This is a genomic window from Catenulispora sp. GP43 (assembly GCF_041260665.1).
In the GTDB taxonomy this organism is placed as follows: Bacteria; Actinomycetota; Actinomycetes; order Streptomycetales; family Catenulisporaceae; genus Catenulispora.
The window spans coordinates 1-22,370 of record NZ_JBGCCT010000002.1; the positions used below are offsets into that span (position 1 = coordinate 1).

Below are 22,370 nucleotides of genomic sequence, written 5' to 3' on the forward strand. Positions count from 1 at the left end.
GCGGCGCTGCCGCGCGTCCCATCGGGCTGGGGCCCGGGATGCAAACTGGGCTGGGGCCCCATCACCAACACGGCCGTGGCCCCATGCCTTGGAGGGCGATGGGGCCACGGCCGCTGATGTGCGCGCTGTGGTGCTGCGCTACTCCGCGCTTTCCGCCGTCTCGCCGAGGTAGGCCTCGCGGACGCGCGGGTCGTTCAGCAGCTCCGAGGCCGGAGCGCTCATCCGGACTTCGCCGGTCTCCAGGACGTAGCCGCGGTTCGCCAGTTTCAGCGCCTGCGCCGCGTTCTGCTCGACCAGCAGGATGGTGGTGCCCAGGGAGTTGATGCGCTCGATGATCTCGAAGATCTGGGCCACGATCAGCGGCGCCAGACCCATCGAGGGCTCGTCGAGCAGCAGCAGGGAGGGCTGGCCCATCATGGCCCGGCCGATGGCGAGCATCTGCTGCTCGCCGCCGGACAGGTTGCCGCCGAGCTGCGTGCGGCGCTCGTGCAGCCGCGGGAAGAGCTCGAAGACCTGGTCCAGGTCCTTCTGGGACACCAACTTGAAGCGGTAGGCGCCCATCTGGAGGTTCTCCAGGACGGTCATCCGGGGGAAGATGCGCCGGCCCTCCGGGGAGTGGCCGATGCCCAGCTGCACGATCTTGTGCGCCGGGATGCCGGTCATGGCCTCGCCGGCGTACCGGACCTCGCCGGAGCGCGGATTGAGGAGCCCGGAGATGGTGCGCAGGGTCGTGGTCTTGCCCGCGCCGTTGGCCCCGAGCAGGGCCACGATCTCGCCCTGGCGGACCTCCAGGTCGATGCCCTTCAGGGCGACGATGCCGCCGTAGGCGACCTCGACCGAGCGGAGCTCCAGGAGCGGAGTGCCTTCGGCGGAGGACGGCTCGGTGCGCGGACCGGGGATGGTGGTCGCCTCGCTCATGCGGACCCCTCCTCGTTGGTGTCGCGGGCCGGGGATTCGGCCTCGGATCCGGATTCCGCGGCGGGTTCCTCGGCGGCCTCGGCGGACTCGGTGGTCTCGGCAGACTCGGTGGCCGAAGCCGCCTGCTCCTCGGCCTGGGTCTCGGCGGCGGATTCCGCGGCGGCCGGGGACTGCTCAGCCGCGGGTTCGGCTGCGGGTTCCTCGGTTGCCGGTTCCTCAGCCGGTTCCTCAGCAGCCGGAGTCTCCTCGGCCGCGGCCTCGACCACCGGCGCGGCGGCTTCGGCCTCGGTACCGGACTCAGCCTCAGCCTCGGCATGCGCGGCGTCGACCACCGGAGCCTCGGCCGCCGGTTCGACAGCCGCCGCGGCCTCGGCCTCGGCCACCGCCTCCTCGGCCGCCTCGCTGCCGAGGTAGGCCTCGATCACCGCCGGGTTCTGCTGCACCTCGGAGGGCGCGCCGGAGGCGATCACCTTCCCGAAGTTCAGCACCGTGATGCGGTGCGCGACCGACATCACCAGGCGCATGTCGTGCTCGATCAGCAGGATGCTGATGCCCAGCTCGGTGTTGATGCGGGTGATCAGCTGGGCCAGGCCCAGCTTCTCCGAGGGGTTGGTGCCGGCCGCCGGCTCGTCGAGCAGCAGCACCTTCGGGTCGCTGGCCAGCGCGCGGGCGATCTCCAGACGCCGCTGGTCGCCGTAGGACAGCGAGCCGGCGATGTCGCTCTCCTTGCCGCGCAGGCCGACGAACTCGAGCATGTCGCGCGAGTGCTGCCGCGCGGCCCGCTCGTTCCGGCGGTTGCGGGGCAGGCCCAGCATGACGCCGACCGGGCCGGAGGAGCTGCGGGTCTCGGCGGCGATCTGGACGTTCTCCAGGACCGTCAGGGCGTTGAACAGCCGGATGTTCTGGAACGTGCGCGAGATGCCCGCGCGGTTCACCAGGTGCGGCTTGCGGCTGCTGCGGCGGTTGAACAGGCCGTTGCGGACCAGCGCGACCGGCGAGCCGCCGTCCGGGATGAACTCGATCGAGCCCTCCTGGGGCAGGTAGACCCCGGTCAGGCTGTTGAACAGCGAGGTCTTGCCGGCGCCGTTGGGGCCGATGACCGCCAGGACCTCCCCGCTGTGCAGGGTCAGGCCGACGTGGTCCAGGCTGGTCAGGCCGCCGAACCGGAGCGTGACGCCCTCGGCCCGCAGCACCGCCCGGCCCTGTTCGGCGCGCGGCTGGGGCACCGTCTCAGTGCTCGTACTCACGGGGCCACTCCTTCCGCGGGCTCGGTCATCGCGTCGGCGTCGCCGAGGCCGTGCTCGGCCTGCGCCAGCTCCTGCGCTCGGCGCTTGGACGGGATCAGGCCCTGGGGCCGGAAGATCATCATGGTCAGCAGGACCGCGCCGATCCACATCGGGACGTCCTTGGGGTCCACCACCGGCTGGCCGCCGTTGAACCACGAGGGCGGACCCTGAAGGAAGTACGGCAGGAAGGTCATCAGCGAGGCGCCGACGATCACGCCGGTCAGCGAGCCCATGCCGCCGAAGATGACGTAAGCGAGCACGGTCACGGACAACGGCAGCGGGAAGTTCTGCGGGGTGATCGCGGTGGTCTTCGCCGTTGCCAGCACACCGGCGAAGCCGGAGGTGGAGGCGCCGATCGCGAAGGCCATCAGCTTGTACTTCACCGTCGGCACGCCCGAGGCGGCCGCAGCCACCTCGTCCTCGCGGATCGCCGTCCAGGTCCGGCCGACCTTGGAGTGCTCCAGCCGCCGGAAGGCGAACACCACGGCGATGATCAGGCCGATCGCCAGGAACCAGTACGGTTTGGCATCATTGGTGTGCCAGTCGTAATGGACGCCGAACAGGTTGAACCGGAACGTCGAGATGTCGGTCGCGCCCAGGGCGCCGCCGGTGATGTTCTTCGGGTTGTTCGAGGCGATGTTCAGCACGATCTCGTGGAAGCCGAGCGTCACGATCGCCAGGTAGTCGCCGCGCAGCCGCAGCGTCGGGGCGCCCAGGATCAGGCCCGCGGCCATGGTCAGCAGAACCGCGATCGGGAAGGCGAAGAACAGGTTCAGGTGGATCGGCGGATGTGCCTCGGGGTTGCCGTCGGCACCGATCGGGAGCCTGCCGGACAAGATGGCAGTGGTGTACGCGCCGATCGCGAAGAACGCGATGTACCCCAGGTCCAGCAGGCCGGCCCAGCCGACCACCACGTTCAGCCCGACCGCGGCCAGCACGAACACGCCGACCTGGTCGGACAGCACGGACTGGAAGTACGACGTGGAGAACAGGCCGATGTACGGCAGCAGCACCGCCACGACCACCAGCACCAGCAGCGAGCCCCGCTTGACCCACGGGTTCTTCAGGGCCGCGATGTCCTTGGCCTGCCGGACCGGTTTCGTGGCCTGCGCGGCGATCCGGCTCAGGCCCCGGGCCCGCCACACCTCGGCGATGACCCAGACGATCACGGAGCCGATCAGGAACTCGGCCCCGCGCGCGGAGAACCAGCTGTTCTTGAACAGCAGCGTGTAGTCGGTGGAGGAGCCCTGCACCTGGTTCGTCAGGATGCTGAGCACCATGAACAGCGCGAAGATGGAGAACAGCCGGGCCCAGCGCGGGTCCTTCCACCACGTTTCGTGAGTGCGCAGCTGTCGGACCTGTGCCGACAGTTCGGAGATCGAGGTCGTCACGCCGCCCTCCCCGTCCGCTCGCCCAGGATGCCGGTCGGGCGGATCAGCAGGACCGCCACCAGCACTACGAAGGAGACCACGTCCACCCACTCCAGGGAGAAGATGCCCTGGCTGAAGCTCTCCACGATGCCCAACAGCAGGCCGCCGAGCATGGCGCCGCGGACGTTGCCGATGCCGCCGAGCACCGCGGCGGTGAACGCCTTGATACCCGGGACGAAGCCCATCGTGTAGGTCACCGCGTGGAACATGGCGTACAGCACGCCGCCGACGCCGGCCAGCAGACCGCCGATGATGAACGTCCGGGATATCACCTTGCTGACGTCCACGCCCATGAGCTGCGCGGTCTCGGCGTCCTGCGCCACGGCCCGGATGCCGGCGCCCAGTTTGGTGCGCGAGATCAGGGTGTCGAGCGCGATCATCATGACCACGGCGGTGACGATGATCAGCACGTCCAGGGTCTTGACCGTGCGCGGCCCGGGAGCCCCGCTACCGGGCAGGACGAAAACCTTTCCGGAGTGGAAGGACTCCGGGACCTGCAGGTTGTTCCGGCCGAACAGCTTGCCGGCCAGGTTGTACAGGAAGATCGAGGCGCCGATCGCGGTGATCAGGTACACCAGTTTTGGCGCATGGCGCTTTCTCAGCGGCCGGTAGGCCACGCGCTCCAGCGAGAACGCGATCGCCGCGCCCACCGCCGCGCCGGCCAGCAGGGCCAGGGCCGTGTACTCGAAGGCGGAGAACCCACTGGGGATGTCGCCGTTGGTGCCGACCAGCGCGGTGAGCATGAACACGCCGCCCAGGGCGCCGGACATGAACACCTCGCTGTGAGCGAAGTTGATCAGTTGGAGCACGCCGTAGACCATGGTGTAGCCGATGGCGATCAGGGCGTAGAGGGAGCCGAGCCTGATCCCTTGGAACAGTAGCTCCCAAAAGTGTTGGGTGATGTACATAAAGGGCTTCCTGTGCAGGAGGCGTCAGGGTTGCGGGGGTGGCCCGATGCCACACGAAAGCCGTGGCCCGCTGTGGAACCAAGCGGGCCACGGCTCGCGGGAGGGTCTCGTCTTTGCGACGCTGTCGGGCCTGGCTGACCCGGGCGCCCAGTGAGGCAGGAACCGCACCGGTGCCCGCCTGTCACAGACAGGCACCGGCCCGGCCTCAGATCAGCTGCCGATACCCGGCATCTTGGAGATGTCGCCGATCAGCGAGATCACGCCGTTCTTGATCTGGTAGGCGTAGATCGCGGTTCCCGAGATGTCACCGGTGGAGGTGAACTTGATCTCCTTGGACAGACCCTGGTAGTCCACCGTCGCCACACCCGCGGCCACCGCGGCCCGGGTCGGGTTGGCGGTGTTCAGGCTCTTCAGAACGCTGATGATGACGTTCGCCGCGTCGTAGCCCTCGATCGAGTAGGTACCCGGGGCGGCGTTGGACAAAGACTTGTACGCCGTCACGAACGCGGCGTACTTCGGGTCGCTGCCGGCGTCCAGGCAGGGGCAGGTGAACTGCCAGCCCTCGGCGGCGTCCTTACCGGCGGTGGTGATGAAGTTCGGGTCCTTCGACCCGTCGCCGGAGAGCATCGTGCCGGCGTAGCCGGCAGCCTTCAGCGCCTTGGCGAACACGCCGCCGTCAGCGTAGTAGCCCGCGTAGTACATGGCCTTGGCGCCCGAGGAGGCGACCTTGGAGGCCAGTTGCGAGTAGTCCTGGGTGCCCTGCGGCGCGCTGTCGGTCTCGACCGTCGCGCCGTCCTTCTTCAGCTCACCGACGATCGCGGTGGACAGACCCTGGCCGTACTGGGTCTTGTCGTCGACCACGTAGACGTTGGTCGCCTTGAGCACCTTGGCCATGTAGTCGGCCGCCGCCGGACCCTGCACGCTGTCGTTGGCCACGACGCGGTAGAAGGTCTTGTAGCCGGAGCTGGTCAGCGACGGACGGGTCGCCGAGGGGCTGACGGCCACGAGGCTGGCGCTGGAGTACAGCGCGCCGGCGGCGGCGGTCGGACCGGAGAAGGCCGGACCGACGACGCCGACCACCTTCGGGTCCCCGATCAGCAGCTGCGCGGCGGTCGCGCCGTGGGACTGGTCGCCCTGGTCGTCGGACTCCTTGACGGCCAGGTTGAACGGCAGGTCGCCCTTGGCGTTCTCCTGCTGCACGGCGAGCTTGACGCCCCAGTCGATGTTCAGGCCCAGCGCCTGGTTCTGGCCCGACAACGGGCCCTGCACGCCTATCTCCAGCGTGGGCTTGCCGTTGTTGGCGGCCGAAGTGGAGCTGCCGCTCCCGTTGGAACTTGACGAAGAGCTGCCCGACTTCGTCGAGCTGCCCGCACAAGCCGAAAGCGCGAACACGCCCGCGGCAATCAAAGCGCCGGCCCGCACTCGGTTGATGGTCCGCACTTCCAGATCCTCCCTGATCGTCGAACGGGCACCGGCGCCGATTGGGCATTTGGTACTCGTCCGAATTCACGCGGTCGCCCTATGGGTGATGGGAAGGCTAGTGCCCAACGTCACGCGTGGGGAGGGGGTCGGAGATCGCGTGATGCTCTCGTTACCAATCAGGCCGAGGCCCCCACCAGAGCCAAAACCCCGCAAGTGGCCCGGATCCCGACAGGGCCCGGATTTGAGGTGCGTTGATCTTCACGGTGCGCGGGATCGGGGTCACCGCGGCACGGTAATCAGTGCCCTACCGGCTGGCGTCTTACCCGTGCCGCCGGCCGCGACCCCGGACACGCCACCGGCCGGCGGCGTGACGCACGTCACCGCCACCGGCCGGATCACAAGATCGTTATGCGGCCTCACTCGGCCTTGGCCGGCGAGCCCACCGCGGTCGACCCGCTGATGACCACCTCGGCGACTTCCTTCATGGTCATCCGCCGGTCCATCGAGGTCTTCTGGATCCACCGGAACGCCTCGGGCTCGGTCATCCCGTGCGCCGTCTGCAGCACGCCCTTGGCCCGGTCCACCAGCTTGCGGGTCTCCAGCCGGCTGGCCAGATCCGCGACCTCGCCCTCCAGCGCGGTCAACTGCGTGTGCCGCGAGACCGCGATCTCGATCGCCGGCACCAGTTTCTCCTTGGTGAACGGCTTCACCAAGTAGTTCATCACCCCGGCCTCGGCCGCCCGCTCGACCAACTCCCGCTGGGAGAACGCGGTGAGGATCAACACCGGCGCTATCCGCGCCTCGATCACCTGCTCGGCGGCGGTGATCCCGTCCAGCACCGGCATCTTCACATCGAAGATGCACAGATCCGGCCGGTGCTCCTCGGCCAACCGCACCGCCGCGGCCCCGTCGGCGGCCTCGGCGACGACCTCGTAACCCTCCTCCTGGAGCATCTCCTTCAGGTCCAAGCGGATGAGCGCCTCGTCCTCGGCGATGATCACTCGACGGGCAGGGGTGGACTCGGTGGCCATGGGGTCCTCACTGGGCGGGGCCGGCTGTTCTTTTCAGTACGAGCCTACCTGCGGGGAAGTCGGTTGCGGGGGTGGGTCTGCGGTTCGGTATGCTGAGCACGAGCAGGACCGACGCGAAATGGTCCGGCTCGCACAAGAATGCTGCTCCGGTATTCCAATCGGCAGAGAAGATGGTCTCAAACACCATTCAGTGTGGGTTCGAGTCCCACCCGGAGCACATATGGCGGAACGCCCGAAGCCTGTTCATCGGTCACGATGGACGGGCTTTTTCCTTTCCCCGCCGACGGTCCGGGCCGCCGCCGCCGGCCGGCAGCCGCCGCCACCGGCCGGCCCCCGCCGGTGAAAGCGAGAACGGCGCCGCCCCGGATTCCAGGACAGCGCCGCAGCGCGAAAATCATCTCACCCGGGCACTCCTCGTGAGACCGCCGGGCTCGGCCGTGCCCGGCCCTTACCGCTCCTCGCGGTAGGCCGGCGCGACACCGCTGATGGCGTCGCCCACCCGGTGCACCCGCACCGCGTTGGTGGAACCGGGGATCCCGGGCGGGGAGCCCGCGATGATGACCACCGTGTCACCGGCCTTGCTCAGCTCCAGCTGCAGCAGCTCGGTGTCGACCTGGCGCACCATGTCGTCGGTGTGCTCGACCTCGGGGCTGCAGAAGGTACGGATGCCCCAGCTCAGCGCGAGCTGGTTGCGGATCTCGTTGTGCGGGGTGAAGGCGATCAGCGGCGTCGGCGGACGGTAGCGCGACAGCCGGCGGGCGGTGTCGCCGCTCTCGGTGAAGGCGATCAGGTACTTGGCGTACAGGTTCTCGCCGAGCTCGGCCGCCGCGCGGGCGACGGCGCCGCCCTTGGTGCGCGGCTTGCTCAGCGCCGGCTTCAGGCCGGCCGCCAGGGTCTCCTCCTCGGCCGCGGTGATGATCTTGGCCATGGTCTCCACGGTCTGCACCGCGTAGGCGCCGACCGAGGTCTCGGCCGAGAGCATCACCGCGTCGGTGCCGTCCAGGACCGCGTTGGCCACGTCGGAGACCTCGGCGCGGGTGGGGCGGGAGTTGGTGATCATCGAGTCCAGCATCTGGGTGGCCACGATGACCGGCTTGGCGTTGCGGCGGGACAGCGTGATGCAGCGCTTCTGCACCATCGGGACCTGCTCCAGCGGCAGCTCCACGCCCAGGTCGCCGCGGGCCACCATGATCGCGTCGAAGGCGTCGACGATGGCGTCCAGGTTGGCCACCGCCTGCGGCTTCTCGATCTTGGCGATCACCGGGACCCGGTGGCCGACCTCGTCCATGATCTCGTGGACGCGCTCGATGTCGGAGGCGTCGCGCACGAAGGACAGCGCGATCATGTCGGCGCGCACGCCGGGGTTGCCGTGGCCGGGCTCCGGCTTGCCCAGGGCCCAGCGCAGGTCCAGCTCGTCCTTCTCGGACAGCGCCGGGACCGAGACGGCCACGCCGGGCAGGTTGATGCCCTTGCTGTTGGAGATCGGGCCGCCTTCCAGGACCCGGGTCACCACGTCGGTGTCGCTGACGCTCTCCACTTCCAGGGCGAGCTTGCCGTCGTCGACCAGGATCTTGTCGCCGGGCTTGCAGTCGCCGGGCAGCCCCTTGTAGGTGGTGCTGCAGACGGTGGCGTCCCCGGCGACGTCGCGCGTGGTGATGGTGAACCGCGCGCCGTTGGCCAGGACCTCCTTGCCGTTGGCGAAGGTGCCCAGACGGATCTTGGGGCCCTGCAGGTCGACCAGGATGCCTATGGCCTGGCCGCTGGTCGTGGCGACCTGCCGGACGTTGCGATATCGCTCCTCGTGGTCCTCATAGGAACCGTGGGAGAGATTCAGGCGGGCCACATTCATGCCGGCTTCCACCAGGGCGGTGAGCTGCTCTAGGGTTCCGGCCGACGGGCCCAGGGTACAAACGATTTTCGCGCGGCGCATGCCTACTACCTTATGTCCTACTCGTTAGTAGCTTTTTCCGGTCTGACAAGTTCCCACGGCTCCGAACACAACTTTCGGCCGCCGTTCACCGTGTGTCTGTATGGATTGAACCGGGTGTCATGGAGACAATTGGCCTCCATGACGACAACTCCCCCGGAACCGCCGGATTCCTCGGAGTCCCCGGAGCCTTCGGAGCCCCCGCACGTGTCGCAGGGCTCGGACAAGCCCGCGGACCGGTCGCCGGAGGAGGAGCCGGTTCAGCCTCCTTCCTCTCCGATCATCGAGCCTCCCGCCTCGGCGGTGACCCCGGGCCCCGGCCCGCGTCCCGAGCAGGAGCCGGGCGAGGTACCGCGCCACCCGGGACCCGATCAGCAGTACCCGGGGCCGGACCAGCAGTACCCGCCCCCGCCGCCGCTGCCCCCGGAGGCCTACCCGACCTACAGCGGCGGCCAGGGCTACGACTACGGCGGGTACGGCGCTCCCCCGGTCCGCCGCCGCAACGGCATGGGCACGGCCGCGCTGACGCTGGGCATCGTCGGGTTCCTGATCGGCCCGGCCAGCATCCTGGCGATCATCTTCGGCCGGATCGGGCTGACCCGCGTGGCCCGCGGCGAGGCCACCAACCGCGGCGTGGCGCAGGCCGGGTTCGTGCTCGGGATCGTCACGCTGGCGCTGTGGATCCTCGGTCTCATCCTGGTCGCCAACCAGCACTGAGGCATCTCGCCGGTTGCCCGGCCGGGCCGGTACGCCCCCCGGTACGCCCCGGCGGACCGAAACGGCGCGGCGGCTCCGGACGGCGAACCGTCCGGAGCCGCCGCGCCGGCGCTCACACCGTCACCGGCCGCGCCGTCGGCGGGATCGGCTTGGGCAGCGTGCTCGACCCCGACAGGTAGGCGTCCACCGAACTGGCCGCCGAGCGGCCCTCGGCGATCGCCCACACGATCAGCGACTGCCCGCGGCCGGCGTCCCCGGCCACGAACACGCCGGGCACGTTGGTGGCGTAGTCGTTGTCCCGGGCGATGTTGCCGCGCTCGTCCAGGGCCAGACCCAGCTGGTCGATCAGGCCGTTGCCGCGCTCGGGGCCGACGAAGCCCATGGCCAGCAGCACCAGGTCGGCCGGGATCTCCCGCTCGGTGCCCGCCACCGGGACCGGACGCCCGCCCTCGAAGCGGACCTCGACCAGGCGCAGGGCCTTGACCCGGCCGTTGTCGTCGCCCACGAACTCGGTGGTGGACACCGCGTAGACCCGCTCGCCGTTCTCCTCGTGCGCCGAGGAGACACGGAAGATCACCGGGTAGGTCGGCCACGGCTGGTTGGCCGGACGGTCCTGGCCGGGCTGCGGCATGATCTCCAGCTGCGTCACCGACTCCGCACCCTGCCGGGTGGCGGTGCCCAGGCAGTCCGCCCCGGTGTCGCCGCCGCCGATGACCACCACGTGCTTGCCGAACGCGTCGATCGGCGCGGTCAGGTAGTCGCCCTCGCACGTCTTGTTCGCGTACGGCAGGTAGTCCATCGCCTGGTGCACGCCGGCCAGGTCGCGGCCGGGCACGTCCAGCTCGCGGGCCTTGGTCGCGCCGACCGCGAGCACGATGGCGTCGTACCGGGCCAGCAGCGCGTCGCCGGTGAGGTCCACGCCGATGTGCATCCCGGGACGGAACTTGGTGCCCTCGGCGCGCATCTGCTCGATGCGCCGGTTCAGGTGGCGCTTCTCCATCTTGAACTCGGGGATGCCGTAGCGCAGCAGGCCGCCGATCCGGTCGGCGCGCTCGTAGACGGCGACGGTGTGGCCGGCCCGGGTCAGCTGCTGCGCGGCGGCCAGCCCCGAGGGGCCCGAGCCGATGACCGCGACCGTGCGGCCGGACAGGCGCTCCGGCGGCAGGGGCCTGACGGTCCCGTCCTCCCACGCCCGGTCGATGATCGAGACCTCGACGTTCTTGATGGTCACCGGCGGCTGGTTGATGCCCAGCACGCACGCGGTCTCACACGGCGCCGGGCACAGCCGCCCGGTGAACTCCGGGAAGTTGTTGGTCGCGTGCAGCCGGTCCGAGGCACCCTCCCAGTCGCCCTTCCACACCAGGTCGTTCCACTCCGGGATGATGTTCCCGAGCGGGCAGCCGTTGTGGCAGAACGGGATGCCGCAGTCCATGCAGCGGCCGGCCTGCTTGTTGATGATCGGCAGCAGGCCCCCGGGCTTGTAGACCTCTTTCCAGTCCTGGACGCGCTCGGCGACCGGGCGGCGCTCGGGGTGCTCCTGCGGGGTGGTCAGGAAACCACGGGGGTCAGCCACGGGTGGCCTCCATGATCTTGTCGAGGGTCTGCTCTTCGGAAAGGCCGGCGGCCTGGGCCGCGGCGCGGGCGGTGAGCACCCGCTTGTAGTCGACCGGCATGATCTTCGCGAACCGGCCGACGCATCCGCCCCAGTCGGCGAGCAGCGTCTCGGCGACGGTGGAGCCGGTCTCCTCCTGGTGCTCCTGGACCAGGGTGTGCAGCAGGGCGCGGTCCTCGGCGTCCAGCGCCTCGACGTTGACCATCTCGGAGTTGACGCGGGAGACCTTCAGGTCCAGGACGTACGCGGTGCCGCCGCTCATGCCGGCGGCCAGGTTGCGCCCGTGCTCGCCGAGGATGACCACGGTGCCGCCGGTCATGTACTCGCAGGCGTGGTCGCCCACGCCCTCCACTACCGCGGTGGCCCCGGAGTTGCGGACGCAGAACCGCTCGCCGACCGTGCCGCGCAGGTGCACGCGGCCGCTGGTGGCGCCGTAGGCGATCACGTTGCCGGCGATCACATTGCGCTCGGCCGCGACGTTGATGGCGTCGGCGTCGCGGTGCGGCCGGACCACGATCCGCCCGCCGGACAGGCCCTTGCCGACGTAGTCGTTGGCGTCACCCTCCAGCCGCAGGGTGATGCCCGGGGCCAGGAAGGCGCCGAAGGAGTTGCCGGCCGAGCCCACGAACGTCAGGTCGATGGTGCCCTCGGCCAGGCCCTCGCCGCGGTGCACCTTCACCACCTCGTGCGAGAGCATCGTGCCGACGGTGCGGTTGACGTTGCGGATCTCGAACTGCGCGCGCACCGGCTCGCCCCTGGCGATCGCCGGCTGCGCCACCGCGATGAGCTGGTGGTCCAGGGCCTTGTCCAGGCCGTGGTCCTGCTCCCGGGTCTGGTACCGCGCGGTGCCCTCCGGCAGCGCCGGGACGTGCAGCAGCGGGGCCAGGTCGAGCCCGGAGGCCTTCCAGTGCGCCACCGCGCCCTCGGTGTCCAGCAGCTCGGCGTGGCCGATGGCCTCCTGCAGCGTGCGGAAACCGAGCGCGGCCAGGTGCTCGCGCACCTCCTCGGCCAGGTACTCGAAGAAGGTGACCACGAACTCGGGCCGGCCGCTGAACCGGGAGCGCAGCTCCGGGTTCTGCGTCGCCACGCCCACCGGACAGGTGTCCAGGTGGCAGACCCGCATCATGACGCAGCCGGAGACGACCAGCGGCGCGGTGGCGAAGCCGTACTCCTCGGCGCCGAGCAGCGCCGCGATCAGCACGTCGCGGCCGGTCTTGAGCTGGCCGTCGGTCTGCACCACGATCCGGTCGCGCAGACCGTTGAGCAGCAGCGTCTGCTGGGTCTCGGCAAGGCCGAGCTCCCAGGGCGCGCCGGCGTGCTTGAGCGAGGTCAGGGGGCTGGCGCCGGTACCGCCGTCGTGCCCGGAGATCAGGACCACGTCGGCGTGCGCCTTGGACACCCCGGCCGCCACCGTGCCGACGCCGACCTCGGCGACCAGCTTGACGTGCACGCGCGCGTCGCGGTTGGCGTTCTTCAGGTCGTGGATCAGCTGCGCCAGGTCCTCGATCGAGTAGATGTCGTGGTGCGGCGGCGGGGAGATCAGGCCGACGCCCGGCGTGGAGTGCCGGGTCTTGGCCACCCACGGGTACACCTTGTGGCCGGGCAGCTGGCCGCCCTCGCCGGGCTTGGCGCCCTGGGCCATCTTGATCTGGATGTCGTCGGCCTCGGCCAGGTACTCGGCGGTCACGCCGAACCGGCCGGAGGCGACCTGCTTGATCGCGCTGCGGCGCTCGGGGTCGCGCAGGCGCTCGACGTCCTCGCCGCCCTCGCCGGTGTTGGACTTGGCGCCGAGCTGGTTCATGGCGATGGCCAGCGTCTGGTGCGCCTCGTAGGAGATGGAGCCGTAGGACATGGCGCCGGTGGAGAAGCGCTTGACGATCTCCGAGACCGGTTCGACGTCCTCGATCGGGATCGGCTTGCGCTCGCCGTCCTTGATCTTGAACAGTCCGCGCAGCGTCATCAGGCGCTCGGACTGCTCGTCGACGCGCGAGGTGTACTGCTTGAAGATGTCGTAGCGCTTCTCGCGGGTGGCGTGCTGCAGCCGGAAGACCGTGTCGGGGTCGAACAGGTGCGGCTCGCCCTCGCGGCGCCACTGGTACTCCCCGCCGATGTCCAGCCGGCGGTGCGCCAGGCGGGAGGTGCCGGACTGCTTGGGGTAGGCGCGGGCGTGGCGGCGCGCGGTCTCCTCGGCCAGGGTGTCCAGGCCGACGCCGGCGATCTTGCTGAAGGTGCCGGTGAAGTACTCGTCGACGACGTCCTGCGCCAGGCCGATGGCCTCGAAGATCTGCGCACCGCGGTAGGAGGCGACCGTGGAGATGCCCATCTTGGACATCACCTTCAGCACGCCCTTGCCCAGCGCCTTGATCAGGTTCCGGATGGCCTGCTCGGGCTCGATCAGGCCCAGGTGGCCCGAGCCCGCCATCTCCTCGACCGACTCCATGGCCAGGTAGGGGTTGACGACGGCGGCGCCGTAGCCGATCAGCAGCGCGACGTGGTGCACCTCGCGCACGTCCCCGGCCTCGATGACCAGGCCCACGTGGGTCCGGGTCTTCTCCCGGATCAGGTGGTGGTGCACCGCGGAGGTGAGCAGCAGCGAGGGGATCGGGGCGTGCTCGGCGTCGGAGTGCCGGTCGGAGAGCACGATGATGCGCGCGCCACCGGCGATGGCCTTGGAGACCTCTTCGCGGATCTCTTCCAATCGCGCTCGGAGGGCGATGCCTCCGCCGGCGACCCGGTACAGACCGGAGACGGTGACCGCGCGCAGGCCCGGCAGGTCGCCGTCGGCATTGATGTGGATGAGCTTGGCCAGCTCGTCGTTGTCGATGACCGGGAAGGCCACCTCGACCTGGCGGCAGGCCGCGGCGGTGGGCTCCAGCAGGTTGGTCTCCGGGCCGATGGTGGTGGCAAGGCTCGTGACCAGCTCCTCCCGGATGGCGTCCAGCGGCGGGTTGGTGACCTGCGCGAACAGCTGGGTGAAGTAGTCGAAGACCAGGCGCGGCTTCTCGGAGAGCACCGCGACCGGGGAGTCCGAGCCCATGGAGCCCAGCGGCTCCCCGCCCGTGCGGGCCATCGGGGCCAGCAGGACCCGCAGCTCCTCCTCGGTGTAGCCGAAGGTCTGCTGGCGGCGGGTGACCGAGGCGCGGGTGTGCACGATGTGCTCGCGCTCGGGGAGCTTGTCGAGCTTGATCCGGCCGGCGTGCAGCCATTCGGTGTACGGCTCGGCGGCGGCCAGGGCGGCCTTGATCTCCTCGTCCTCGACGATCCGGCCGGCGGCGGTGTCCACCAGGAACATCCGGCCGGGCTGCAGGCGGCCCTTGCGGACCACGGTCGCCGGGTCGATGTCCAGCACGCCGAACTCGCTGGCCAGGACCACCAGGCCGTCGTCGGTGACCCAGTAGCGCGAGGGGCGCAGGCCGTTGCGGTCCAGGACGGCGCCGATCACGGTGCCGTCGGAGAAGACCATGTCGGCCGGGCCGTCCCAGGGCTCCATGAAGGAGGAGTGGTACTGGTAGAAGGCGCGCCGGGCGGCGTCCATCTCGCCGTGGTTCTCCCAGGCCTCCGGGATCATCATCAGCACGGCGTGCGGCAGGCTGCGGCCGGCCAGGTGCAGCAGCTCCAGAGCCTCGTCGAAGGACGCGGAGTCCGAGGCGCCGGGGGTGCAGATCGGGAACAGCCGGTCCAGGTCGCCGCCGATGAGGTCGGTGGCCAGGTCGGACTCGCGGGCCCGCATCCAGTTCCGGTTCCCGATCACGGTGTTGATCTCGCCGTTGTGCGCGACGAACCGGTAGGGGTGGGCCAGCGGCCAGGCCGGGAAGGTGTTGGTGCTGAACCGGGAGTGGACCAGGCCGATGGCGCTGGCGAAGCGCTCGTCGAGCAGGTCCGGGAAGAAGGTCTCCAGCTGGCCGGTGGTGAGCATGCCCTTGTAGACCAGGGTGCGCGCGCTCAGCGAGGGGAAGTACACCTCGGTGTCGCGCTCGGCGCGCTTGCGCAGGGCGAAGGCCAGGCGGTCCAGCTCGATGCCGGACTGGCCGCCGGTGCCGGTGACGAACAGCTGGCGGAAACGGGGCATCACCGACAGCGCGCCGTTGCCCAGACCCTCGGGGTCGGTGGGCAGGTCGCGCCAGCCGAGCACGGCCAGGTGCTCCTCGGTGGCGATGGCCTCGACGCGGGCCTCGGCCTCCCGGGCGGCGTCGTCGTCGGTGGGGAGGAAGGCCACTCCGACGGCATAGTGCCCGGCGGGCGGGAGGTCGAAACGCGCGTTCGGGTTCGCGTCCGTGGCCAGGACGGCGCGCAGGAAGGCGTCCGGGACCTGCACCAGGATGCCGGCGCCGTCGCCGGTCGAGGGCTCGGCGCCGGAGGCGCCGCGGTGCTCCATGTTGACCAGGGCCTGCAGCGCCTGCTCGACGATCGCGTGGCTGGGGACGCCGGTGAGCGTGGCCACGAAGGCGACGCCGCAGGAGTCCTTCTCCGCGCGCGGGTCGTACAGGCCCTGCGCCGGCGGCAGCGCCGAGAACAGCGGGGCGGCGCTGGGGGTGGCGGGCGCGGTGGACGTGGCGGGCTCGGCCGCCGCGTGGTCATCGGGGCGGGAGGATCCGGCGCGACCGGTCGGTATGGCTGGGAATGCCATGGGGGGCTGTCCTTCCGTCGTGTCAGTCTGGCACGGCGGGACGTCTTTGGCCCTTGCGCAATCCGATCAGGTGTAAGCAGAGGTTACAACATGGTGGGGCGGGTGGGGAGTGGACTATCTCACAGTGCGGGACGCGCGGTCCCGAGATGTGTTCCGGATGTCGAGACGCGCCGATTTGTTGTGGATCTTGGGCAGCACCGGTTCCGCCCCCGGTCGGTGACGGTGGTCCGGAACGTTCGCGAGGGCGCGCCTTCGGTCGTGTCCGAACCCCGGTGAAGAGGGTGGTGACAGCCCGGCCCGAGACGACGACGGCTCGCGCATAAGACTTGTCCCGTTTCCTATTCCCCCACTGCGCCATCCAACTCCGCGATGGCGGTGTGCAACCACTCACGTTCGGCCCGCGCGGTGGCCCGCGCGATCTGCGTCATGCCGCGCTGAAAGAGCGTCGGGGCGTCCTCGGCCTTGACCGGCCTGCCGTCGGCGTCGAAGAAGAAGCCGGCCCCGGCCGCGTCGAGGAACGCCAGCCGCCGGCGCAGTACCGCGGCCTGCGCGGCCGGGTCCTCGAGCCGGTGCAGGAACGCCAGGATCGTGAAGTAGCGGTTCCGGTCGGTGATCTCCACCTCGCTGGGCTCGCGCAGGCGCCGGGCCAGCTCGGCCCGGCCGGCCTCGGTGAGGCCCAGGACCTGGCGCGGGGCGGCGCCGGTGCCCGGCTCGGTCCAGCGCTCGAGGTGGCCCTTGGCCTCCAGGCGGGCGATGGCCGGGTAGAGGGCACCGTCGCTGACCGGTTTGACGTGGCCGGTGAGGCCGGTGATGCGGTCTTTGAGCTGGTAGCCGTGCAGGGGGCCTTCGGCGAGGAAGCCGAGGATGGCCAGCGGGAGCATCGGGTCTGTGTCTCCGGGATGGGGGCGGCGGGGCGGCGGAGCGGCGGGCGAGTCGGCGGTTTCCGGTTGCGGCGGCGGCGCGCCTCATGTTACCTCTTTTCGCGTTACCTCGATTCGAGGTACAGCGAAACGAGGTTTGGGAGGGGTGGGTCGGATGGGCGTCGCCACTGCGGGGCACCGGCGCGCGATCGTGGCGCTGGCGTGGCCGGTGTACGTGGAACTGCTGGCCGGGGTCGTGGCCGGGATCATCGATGTGGCCTGGGTCGCGCACCTGGGTCCGGCGCCGACGGCCGCGGTCGCGCTGGCCACGAACCTGGAGAACCTGGTCCTGGGCCTGGTGCTGATCGCCGGCGCGGGCACGACGGTGCTCATCGCGGCCCGGCCGACGGCCGAAGGGCGGCGGGAGGCGGTCCGGGGCGGGGCGGCACTGTCCGCGGTGATCACCGCGGCGGTGGTCGGCGGCGGCCTGGCGTTCCGCGGGCCGGTGGCCGGAATGTTCTTCGGCCCCGGCGACGCACGGCGGGACGCGCTGGGCTACCTGGCGATCTCCGTGCCGGGGCTCGCGGTGTACTTCGGCCAGTTCATGGTGGACTCGGTCTTCAAGGGCCTCGGCGACACGCGCACCCCGATGCGGCTGGCGATGGGGGCCAACGCGCTGATCCTGGTGCTCGACCCGACGCTCATCTACGGACTCGGGCTCGGGGTGCGGGGCGCGGCGATCGCGACGGTGACCGGGCGCGCGGCGATGCTGGCGATCGCGGGGGTGGTGGTGCGACGGTGGGTCGGCCAGGACCGTCCCGCCGAAATACTCACCGCCGCGCCGGCGCCTGTCGCTTCGGCAAGTGCCGTTGCGGTGCTCCAAGTCCCGGCTGTCGCCACCGCACTCCCCCGCCGCATCACCGCCCGCGCCCTCGCCGCCTCGGCTCTCGACGTCGCCCGGGCCGGGGCGCCGCTGGGCACCGACTTCGTCGTGCGCATGGCCGGGGCGACCGCGTTGGCCGCGGTCGTGGCCGGGTTCGGGGTCGCGGCGGTGGCGGCGTACGGCATCGGGACCAAGGCCATGTACTTCGCGTCGATGGCGTTCTACGCCGTGCGGCAGGCCGCGACCATCCACTCCGCGCGCAGCGCGCCGGAGTCCGGCCGGCGGATCGGGGCGGCGGTGATCGGGGTCGGGGCCTCGGTGGGTGCGGTCGCCGCGGTGGTGTACGCCGGGGCGGCGCCATGGATCATGGCGGCGTTCACCGGGCGGGCCGAGGTGGTCTCGGTCGGGGTGGTGTTCCTGCGGTGGTTGGCGCTCTACCTGGTGCCGATGTCGGTGGTGATCAGCGTGTCCGGGGCGCTGGCCGCGGGGCGGGGCGGGAACCGGCTGCCAGCCGTGACGGCGGTCGGGACCGCGGTGCTGGTGCTGCTCGCGCACGGGCTGGCCGGGCCGTTCGGGCTGCCGGGGGTGTGGGCCGCGATGGTCGGCAGCGCGGCGCTGCAGTGCGCCGCGCTGCTCGTCCTGATGCGGGTCAGCGCAGGTAGACGGCCATGAAGTCCTTCGTGGAGTTCACGAAGAACTTGTTCGGGCCCTGGAGGAAGTCCTCGTAGAGCTTGGAGTTGTCGGGGTTGCCGTCGCGGCCCGGGAAGTACTGGAAGTCCGCCCAGCGCAGGTTGATGTCCAGCTGCATCGCGCTGACCGCGCCGGCGTCCTTCAGCAGGCGGGCCAGGGAGGGGGCGGTCAGGTCGTTGCCGCCGACCCAGACGATGTCGCCGTCGGCCTTGACGCCCACCCCGGAGCGCCAGACCGCCGCCGAGCCGTGGTCGGCGCGGCCCCAGACGGAGCTGTCGTCGATGTAGGGGACGACCTGGCCGCCGTCGACCATCAGCTTCAGGTTCTGGCGGACGCTGACGATGTCCGGATTCTTCTGGAAGCTGTAGTCGCGGCCCCACATGCCGACCGCCATGTGGCCGTCCTTGAAGATGACCTCGCTGGCCGCGCCGTCGACCAGGGGCGCGGCGGTGATGCCGTGGTCGTAGTAGCCGCCGTGGGACTCGCTGATCTTGAAGCCGCCGTTGAACAGCGCCATCAGGTTCGGCCGGGCGTTCGCGTCGATCTGGTTCGGGACGGCGGTGATGATCGAGTTCAGCCCGCCCTCGTGGCCCGGGTGCAGCACGAAGCTGCTGTGCTTGGTGTCTATCACCGCGACGTCGGCGGTCACGCTGGTGTACACCGCGTCCGGACGGATGCGCGCCACCTGCACCACCGGCTGGCCGCTGGGCGTGGCCACCGCGACCTGGAACTCGCCCTCGCCGGACTCCAGGGTCAGCCCGGGCGGGGCCGGCAGGCGCGGCTGCATCGGGATCACGTCCGCGGCCGGAGTGCTCGCGCCGCCCTTGCCCGGGACGCTGCCGCCCTTGGACGGCTTGGCCGAACTCGGCGCGGTCGTCGGGCCCAGGTCGGTGAACTGCTTGGCGTCCACCGTCCCGCCCTTGGACGGCGGGTTCAGGTCGTACTGCCACTGCTCCAGCTGCGCCACCGCGCCGCCCATGCCGTGGTCCCGGCCCCACTCGGCCAGGCGCGCCTGCACGGTGTCGGTACCCGGGGCGGTCAGGGCCCCGGCCACGGACCAGGCGACGGTGCCGGAGAACAGCAGCACGGCGCCCCACAGCGACCGCACCACGATCTTGCGGCGGCGGCGCTGCCCGGGGTTCAGCCGCGCCTTGTGCTTCCAAGGCAGGACCCTGACACCGCGGCCGTACAACGGGGTGTGCCGCCGGCGCCGTGCCGGGAACGGGGCCTCGGCGGCCTCGTCCTGCACGGGGGCGGTCTCCACGACGACATCCTGCACGACAGAGCCGGCTTCGGCGACAGCGCGGGCCGTCTCCTCGGCGACGTCCTGCGCCACCCCGGAGGAGTCGGGGCCGGGCTGCGGACGGTCCCACACCTGGTCTGTGCCCGACGACTGGCCTGAACCCCATGCCTGGCCTGCACCCAATGCCTGTTCGGCGCGGCCGGCCCCGGGCAACGAGATGGTCTCGGACAGCGCGTCGCCCGGGAGCTGCCCCGTCGCCGGGGGATGCCCCGCCGCCGGGAGCGAAACGGTCGCGGACAGATCCTCGGCCTCGCGGTGCGCGGCCTCGTCGTCGCGCGGCCCGGCGTCGTCGCGCGGCCCGGCGTCGTCGTGCGACTCGGCGTCGTCGCGCGACTCGGCACGCTCGACACCCTGGCCACGCTCGGCACCCTCGGCACCCTCGGCACCCTCGGCCGGGCCGGCGCCCGCCCCGTCCCCATGGGCCGTGCGGGCGTCGCCGTCGGCCGGCTCACCGTTCCGCAGGCCTTCCAGCTCCTCGCTCTTCGCGGACACCAGCCGCACCTCTCCTCGCCATGATCCGGGGCCGCGTCGAATCCCCGTCAGCGGCCCCGCGTCTGCCCATACGCTCTACGTCTTCGACGCGAGGCGGGCATCACTGGTTGCTTCGAAACCTGATCTCGCGAGTCATCTCCCACCGGCGGACGCCGATCGAACACCGATTAGCCCGATTGATGTGATTTTTACACCATTGAACTCAGCCCGGATGTCCGTCAACCCAGATGTCCGCCGATCAGCGCGCCAAGTCCGAAGGTCACCACGGCGGCGACCGCGCCGAACAGCAGCTGGCGCAGCCCGGAGAACCACCACGAGCGGGAGGACACGCGCGAGACTATCGCCCCGCACGCGAACAGTCCGCCGAAGGCCAGCAGCATCGCCACCCACAGCCGGCTCATCCCCAGCAGGTACGGCAGCAGCGGCAGCACCGCGCCGATCGCGAACGACCCGAAGCTGGACACCGCGGCCACCACCGGGCTCGGCAGGTCGGTCGGGTCCACCCCGAGCTCCTCCTGCACGTGCACGATCAGCGCCTGGTCCGGGTCGCGGTGGATCTGCCGCGCCGCCTCCAGGGCCAGGTCGGGGTCCAGGCCGCGCTCGGTGAGGAACTCGGCGAGCTCCCTCATCTCCGCGGCCGGGCGCCGGGCCAGCTCCAGCCGCTCCATCTCGATCTCGGCCTGGGTGACCTCGGTCTGGCTGGCCACCGAGATGAACTCGCCGGCCGCCATCGAGCAGGCGCCGGCCACCAGGCCGGCCAGCCCGGTCAGGACGATGGTCTTGTGCGCCGCGTCGCCGCCGGCCATGCCGGCGATCAGCGAGAAGTTGGACACCAGGCCGTCGGTGACGCCGAAGACGGCCGGCCGCAGCCAACCGCCGTTGACGTCGCGGTGGTGGTTCTTGGGGATCGACGGGCCCTGGTAGGCCGGGTGGGAACGGTCGGCCGGGCCGGATCCGGAGTCCCCGGATCCGGAGTCCCCGGATCCGGTGGCGGCGTCCTCGGTGCTATCGGTTGTCGGGTCGGTGGTGAGAACAGAGACGTCAGGGTGATTCATCGACTCGATCCAGGCAGAGGCGGTGTTACGGGTTCGAGGACTCGCTCACCTTGCCGTCTTGCGCCGGAATCACAGCGACACCGGGTTCTTCCGATGCTTCGGGGTCTGCTGATTCGTCGCGTTCTGCCGATTCTTCAGGTTCTTCTGATTCTTCTTCGGCGGCCGGCTCGGAGTCCTCAGCCAGTTTTTCAGGTTCGCCAGCCTGTTCGCCAACAAGGGCACCCTCAGTAAGGGCTTCCTCACCTGCGTCTTCGGCGACCGCGACCGTGCGGTACGGCGTCGTCTCGCGCCCGGGCAGGGCCCGCCGGGACCACACGAAGTACGCGACCGCGCCGAGGAACACGATGATCGCGGTCCAGTCGTTCAGGCGCATGCCCAGGAAGTGGTGCGCGTCGTCGATGCGCAGCGACTCGATCCAGAACCGGCCCACGGTGTAGGCCGCGACGTACACCGCGAACACCCGGCCGTGGCCGAGCTTGAACCGCCGGTCGGCCCACAGGCACAGCGCGGCCACGCCCACGCACCAGATCGACTCGTACAGGAACGTCGGGTGGAACGGCCCGCCGGCGACCAGCTCGGCCTTGCCGTCCGGGCCGAGCACCGCGGTCTGGGTCGTGGTGTCCATGACGTGGACGTTCAGACCCCACGGCAGGCTGGTGTGGCTGCCGTACAGCTCGTTGTTGAACCAGTTGCCCCAGCGGCCCAGCGCCTGGGCCAGCACGATGCCCGGCGCCGTGGCGTCGGCGAACGTGCGCAGGCTCGCCCCGCGCCGGCGGCAGCCGATGTAGGCGCCGACCGCGCCCAGGGCGATGGCGCCCCAGATGCCCAGGCCCCCCTGCCAGACGTAGAACGCCTTGACCGGGTCCCCGTCCTTGCCGAAGTACGGCGCCGAGGTCGTGATCACGTGGTACAGACGCCCGCCCACCAGACCGAACGGCACCGCCCAGATGGCGATGTCGACGACCTCCTGCGGCTTGCCGCCGCGGGCGCGCCAGCGCTTGTCGCCGAGCCAGACGGCGACGAGGATGCCCGCCAGGATGCACATGGCGTACATCCGGATCGGGATCGGGCCCAGGTGGTACTGGGCCTTGGTCGGACTCGGGATGTCCGCGAGATAGGTGGCGGCCTGGTGGGCGACGGTGAGGCTCATCGGGGGCGGGCGTCCTCGGGAGTGTGAGTCGGGCCCGGAACCCGGGCCCGACGCAAGGA

Annotated in this window: 15 protein-coding genes and 1 tRNA gene; 3 read left to right on the forward strand and 13 right to left on the reverse strand. The window is 70.6% G+C overall.

Going from position 1 to position 22,370, the window contains the following annotated elements:
- Window positions 1-138: 138 nt before the first annotated feature.
- The 6 genes from ABH926_RS03605 to ABH926_RS03630 all read right to left on the reverse strand — a co-directional run bounded on the left by ABH926_RS03605 (window position 139) and on the right by ABH926_RS03630 (window position 6,995).
- Entirely contained in the window at window positions 139-918 is a 780-nt protein-coding gene (locus ABH926_RS03605) for an ABC transporter ATP-binding protein (protein WP_370363831.1), read from the reverse strand.
- On the reverse strand, window positions 915-2,165 hold the full coding sequence (locus tag ABH926_RS03610; protein WP_370363832.1) for an ABC transporter ATP-binding protein: 1,251 nt from the start codon (window positions 2,163-2,165) through the stop codon (window positions 915-917). Before ABH926_RS03610 ends, ABH926_RS03605 begins: the two co-directional genes overlap by 4 nt.
- Window positions 2,162-3,595 carry a branched-chain amino acid ABC transporter permease gene (locus tag ABH926_RS03615; protein ID WP_370363833.1) on the reverse strand — a complete coding sequence of 478 codons (1,434 nt, stop codon included), beginning with the start codon at window positions 3,593-3,595 and terminating at the stop codon, window positions 2,162-2,164. Before ABH926_RS03615 ends, ABH926_RS03610 begins: the two co-directional genes overlap by 4 nt.
- Window positions 3,592-4,542: a branched-chain amino acid ABC transporter permease gene (locus ABH926_RS03620; protein WP_370363835.1), complete on the reverse strand. Its 951-nt coding sequence runs from the start codon at window positions 4,540-4,542 to the stop codon at window positions 3,592-3,594. Before ABH926_RS03620 ends, ABH926_RS03615 begins: the two co-directional genes overlap by 4 nt.
- A 210-nt stretch (window positions 4,543-4,752) precedes the next feature.
- Complete coding sequence (locus ABH926_RS03625) at window positions 4,753-5,982, reverse strand: branched-chain amino acid ABC transporter substrate-binding protein (protein ID WP_370363836.1); 1,230 nt, start codon at window positions 5,980-5,982, stop codon at window positions 4,753-4,755.
- A gap of 398 nt (window positions 5,983-6,380) precedes the next feature.
- Window positions 6,381-6,995 carry an ANTAR domain-containing response regulator gene (locus tag ABH926_RS03630; protein WP_370363837.1) on the reverse strand — a complete coding sequence of 205 codons (615 nt, stop codon included), beginning with the start codon at window positions 6,993-6,995 and terminating at the stop codon, window positions 6,381-6,383.
- A gap of 143 nt (window positions 6,996-7,138) precedes the next feature.
- Here ABH926_RS03630 and ABH926_RS03635 point away from each other — a divergent pair.
- A tRNA-Leu gene (locus ABH926_RS03635) sits at window positions 7,139-7,212 on the forward strand.
- 231 nt (window positions 7,213-7,443) lie between these two features.
- On the opposite strand, the gene pyk is transcribed toward ABH926_RS03635, so the two are convergent.
- The gene (pyk, locus tag ABH926_RS03640) at window positions 7,444-8,925 is read right to left on the reverse strand and encodes a pyruvate kinase (RefSeq protein WP_370363838.1); all 1,482 of its coding nucleotides are present in this window, start codon (window positions 8,923-8,925) and stop codon (window positions 7,444-7,446) included.
- A gap of 138 nt (window positions 8,926-9,063) precedes the next feature.
- Here pyk and ABH926_RS03645 point away from each other — a divergent pair, with 138 nt between their 5' ends.
- The gene (locus tag ABH926_RS03645; protein WP_370363839.1) at window positions 9,064-9,639 is read left to right on the forward strand and encodes a DUF4190 domain-containing protein; all 576 of its coding nucleotides are present in this window, start codon (window positions 9,064-9,066) and stop codon (window positions 9,637-9,639) included.
- A 112-nt stretch (window positions 9,640-9,751) separates the two neighbouring features.
- Here ABH926_RS03645 and ABH926_RS03650 read toward each other — a convergent pair whose 3' ends face one another.
- The 3 genes from ABH926_RS03650 to ABH926_RS03660 form a co-directional block, all read right to left on the reverse strand.
- Complete coding sequence (locus ABH926_RS03650) at window positions 9,752-11,212, reverse strand: glutamate synthase subunit beta (protein WP_370363840.1); 1,461 nt, start codon at window positions 11,210-11,212, stop codon at window positions 9,752-9,754.
- Window positions 11,205-15,878, reverse strand: coding sequence for a glutamate synthase large subunit (gltB, locus tag ABH926_RS03655; RefSeq protein ID WP_370363841.1), 4,674 nt, complete (start codon window positions 15,876-15,878; stop codon window positions 11,205-11,207). The genes ABH926_RS03650 and gltB overlap by 8 nt, the downstream gene beginning before the upstream one ends.
- 338 nt (window positions 15,879-16,216) lie before the next feature.
- Window positions 16,217-16,759, reverse strand: a complete 543-nt coding sequence (locus ABH926_RS03660) for a PadR family transcriptional regulator (protein ID WP_370363842.1) — start codon at window positions 16,757-16,759, stop codon at window positions 16,217-16,219.
- Window positions 16,760-16,913: 154 nt separating this feature from the next.
- Between ABH926_RS03660 and ABH926_RS03665 the strand changes: the two genes are divergently transcribed.
- Window positions 16,914-18,293: an MATE family efflux transporter gene (locus ABH926_RS03665; RefSeq protein ID WP_370363843.1), complete on the forward strand. Its 1,380-nt coding sequence runs from the start codon at window positions 16,914-16,916 to the stop codon at window positions 18,291-18,293.
- Here the strand turns inward: ABH926_RS03665 and ABH926_RS03670 are convergent.
- From ABH926_RS03670 to lgt, 3 genes are all read right to left on the reverse strand, one after another.
- The gene (locus ABH926_RS03670; RefSeq protein WP_370363844.1) at window positions 18,271-20,106 is read right to left on the reverse strand and encodes a phosphodiester glycosidase family protein; all 1,836 of its coding nucleotides are present in this window, start codon (window positions 20,104-20,106) and stop codon (window positions 18,271-18,273) included. The genes ABH926_RS03665 and ABH926_RS03670 overlap by 23 nt on opposite strands.
- A gap of 218 nt (window positions 20,107-20,324) precedes the next feature.
- Entirely contained in the window at window positions 20,325-21,161 is an 837-nt protein-coding gene (locus ABH926_RS03675) for a VIT1/CCC1 transporter family protein (RefSeq protein WP_370363845.1), read from the reverse strand.
- 25 nt (window positions 21,162-21,186) lie between these two features.
- Entirely contained in the window at window positions 21,187-22,311 is a 1,125-nt protein-coding gene (gene lgt, locus ABH926_RS03680) for a prolipoprotein diacylglyceryl transferase (RefSeq protein ID WP_370363846.1), read from the reverse strand.
- Window positions 22,312-22,370 lie beyond the last annotated feature (59 nt).